The sequence below is a fragment of the Paenibacillus ihuae genome, from assembly GCF_001368795.1.
GTDB lineage: Bacteria > Bacillota > Bacilli > Paenibacillales > Paenibacillaceae > Paenibacillus_AQ > Paenibacillus_AQ ihuae.
In genome coordinates this window covers 1,600,159-1,603,251 of the sequence record NZ_LN831198.1, presented here as the reverse complement: position 1 = coordinate 1,603,251, position 3,093 = coordinate 1,600,159, and the positions used below count along the sequence as shown (strand labels likewise).

Annotated in this window: 4 protein-coding genes; 1 reads left to right on the top strand and 3 read right to left on the bottom strand. The window is 51.3% G+C overall.

What is annotated here, in order from left to right:
- Positions 1–513, bottom strand: a 513-nt coding sequence (locus AQR02_RS31105) for an MFS transporter (RefSeq protein WP_148449136.1), incomplete at its 3' end; no start/stop codon positions are given.
- A 201-nt stretch (positions 514–714) separates the two neighbouring features.
- The gene (locus AQR02_RS33010) at positions 715–816 is read right to left on the bottom strand and encodes a sporulation protein YjcZ (protein WP_197071419.1); all 102 of its coding nucleotides are present in this window, start codon (positions 814–816) and stop codon (positions 715–717) included.
- A gap of 207 nt (positions 817–1,023) precedes the next feature.
- Here AQR02_RS33010 and AQR02_RS07030 point away from each other — a divergent pair, with 207 nt between their 5' ends.
- Positions 1,024–2,739, top strand: a complete 1,716-nt coding sequence (locus AQR02_RS07030) for an ABC transporter ATP-binding protein (protein WP_054939973.1) — start codon at positions 1,024–1,026, stop codon at positions 2,737–2,739.
- Positions 2,740–2,845: 106 nt separating this feature from the next.
- Here the strand turns inward: AQR02_RS07030 and AQR02_RS31845 are convergent.
- Positions 2,846–3,093 (bottom strand): M20/M25/M40 family metallo-hydrolase (locus tag AQR02_RS31845; RefSeq protein WP_148449135.1); only part of this gene is annotated, 248 nt, incomplete at its 5' end.

The window sequence follows — 3,093 nt, the reverse complement described above, 5'->3', positions numbered from 1 at the left end:
AAGCGGCACACTGAAGCCTGAAGCCGCGGCTGCACAAAGATTCATGGATACAGTATACATGCCCGTCATCAGGCCGATCCGCGCAGGAAATCTGCCCTTAATCAGTCCGGGAAGCAGCACATTGCAGGCGGCAATAGCCAGTCCAATTAGCGCCGTGCCTGTAAAGAAAGTAACGACTCCCGCCGCCGAGCGGAGCAGAATTCCAATTGACAGCGCCAGCATAGCCAGCAGCAGAATATTCCCCAGTCCATACCTGCGGGCAAGCTGCGGCGCAAAAGGGGACAACAGCGCAAAGGCCAGCAGCGGTAAAGTAGTGATGAACCCTGCAAGTGTATTGGTCAAGCCCAGATCGTCACGAATCAGTCCCAGCAGCGGTCCGACAGAGGTGAATGGAGCCCGCAGTGCTGCGGCAACAAACAGTATGCCCAGCACCAGCAGAAAGCGGCCGGATCCGGCATCCGGACGGGACATGCCCGGATTTTGTAAGGTTCGGTCTTGCGGTTTTGCAGTCATGATGTTCCTCCCGGTTGCAGCACAAAACCCTGACAAACCCGGGCTTGTCAGGGTTTACTGCCCATATGTCAACGCACATTGTTTTATTATAACCTTACATGACTGCAATTGCATAAAATTTCAGCTTCTCCTCCGGCACCCCTATGTAAAGAAACTGCCGGCCCATAAGGACCGGCAGCTTCGGGATAAGATGCTCTAACCTTATACCCAGAGGGATTTAGTGATGATTACCAGCAGGATGAACAAAACCAGAATCGCTCCAGTAGAAGTGAACGGGCTGTATCCGCCGACATTTTCGCTCATGTTAACTCCTCCTTTATACTTGAATACTGATAAAATATGTGAAAACGTACAGCTTGGTCTGGGTGAAATGGCATTAATTGTTGTACAGTCGCTATATTACAAAGGTTGACAAATCCGGAAACCCTCTTTAGTATCCTAAGAATAAGATTAGTTGAGAATGACTCTCAACTGACAATGCATATTACAACAGAAAAGAGTGAACTAGAGATGCTGCGTCGTTTTTTCTCCTACTACCGCCCCTATAAAAAACTGTTTATTCTCGACTTCACCTGTGCTGTAGGTGCGGGTCTGCTGGAGCTGGCCTTCCCGGTGGCTGTGAATACATTTATTGATGATCTGCTGCCTGGTCAGGACTGGCCGCTGATTCTGATAGCCTGTGTTGCCCTGCTTGCAGTCTATGCCCTGAACACTGCCATGAATTATGTGGTCACGTATTGGGGACATATGCTGGGAATCAATATCGAAACCAATATGCGCAAAAAAATGTTTGATCATATCCAGAAGCTCTCATTCCGCTTCTTCGACAATCATAAAACCGGTCATTTGATCGGCCGGATCACCAATGATCTCAATGATATCGGCGAAGTGGCGCATCATGGGCCTGAAGATGTATTTATCGCTGTGATGACGCTGATCGGAGCCTTTATCTTAATGGCAGACATCAATCTGAAGCTGGCTGTCATAACCTTCATCATTGTGCCGGTTATGGCCTGGGTCATTATTCATTTCGGACGCAACATGACCTCCACTTACCACCGCCTCTTCGGCAATGTGGGCAATTTCAATGCCCGGATCGAGGACAATGTCGGCGGTATCCGCGTGGTGCAGTCTTTTGCCAATGAAGAACATGAGAAGTCGCTGTTCGCTGCCGACAATCAAATGTTCCGTCAAACGAAGCTGATGGCTTATAAGCTGATGGCCAAAAGCTCGTCAGTCAGCTATATGATGACACGTCTAATTACAATTGTGGTCATGGTCTGCGGCGCCTGGTTCTTCATCCAAGGAGAGCTTGAAATCGGTGAATTTGTCGCCTTCATTCTGCTGGCCAATGTGTTTTTCCGTCCGATCGAGAAGATCAATGCCGTGATCGAAAGCTACCCGAAGGGTATTGCCGGCTTCAAGCGGTATCTGGAAATCATGGATACTGAGCCGGATATTACTGATAAACCGGATGCGGTCGAGGCGGGTTCTCTGCGCGGCGATATTCTCTTCAACAATGTCAGCTTTGGCTATGATGCCGCCCGTCCTGTGCTGCAGGAGATCTCCCTGAAGGTAAATGCCGGCGAAACGATTGCCTTCGTCGGACCCTCCGGGGCCGGTAAAACAACGATCTGCAGTCTGCTGCCCCGCTTCTATGATGTTACCGGCGGCTCTATCTCCATTGACGGTACGGATATCCGCGACATCAAGCTCCATTCGCTGCGCAAGCAGATCGGGATTGTACAGCAGGATGTATTCCTTTTCTCCGGGACCATCCGCGAGAACATCGCCTACGGTAAGCTGGAGGCGGAGCTGCCGGAAATCTGGCAAGCCGCGCGGCGTGCCCATCTGGAGGAGCTGATCAACAGCCTGCCGGAAGGCATGGACACGGTGATTGGAGAACGCGGCGTGAAGCTGTCCGGCGGACAAAAGCAGCGGCTGGCCATCGCCCGGATGTTCCTGAAGAACCCGCCGATTCTGATTCTGGACGAAGCCACCTCAGCCCTCGACACCGAGACCGAAGCTGCAATCCAGCAGTCACTGGCTGAGCTGTCTGTGGGCCGGACTACCCTGGTGATCGCCCATCGTCTCACGACGATCAAAAATGCTGACCGGATCATCGTCGTGAATGAGGACGGCATCTCCGAGGAAGGCCGCCATGAGGAGCTGGTGAATGCCGGAGGGACTTACAGCCGCCTATATCAGGCTCAATATAATGCGTAAATCCATTTTGTAGAAATAAATAATAAACCCAAAAACAACCTTCCGCTTTACAGCCTCATCGGCTGCTGGCGGAAGGTTGTTTTTGACCGCGATAAGCAGACACGGCCTAAGCCCTGATTACTCCAAGGTATGAAAGGGCCAGCTTACGGTAGAATTCAATCGAATCCAGATAAGCTTCAATATCGACCCACTCATCCGGCTGATGAGCAAGCCCGGGATCACCTGGGCCATAGATCAGCACTGGCAGTCTCCCGTGATCATGGAGTACAGAGGCATCCGTATAATAAGATACTCCGCGTATAGCCGGGGCAGCTTCTTCTGCTCCATCAGAGCTACCTTTGCCATCACCACCAC

Coding starts and splice junctions, on each gene's coding strand:
- AQR02_RS33010 (WP_197071419.1), bottom strand. CDS start 816: ATGAGCGAAAATGTCGGCGGATACAGCCCGTTCACTTCTACTGGAGCG.
- AQR02_RS07030 (WP_054939973.1), top strand. CDS start 1,024: ATGCTGCGTCGTTTTTTCTCCTACTACCGCCCCTATAAAAAACTGTTT.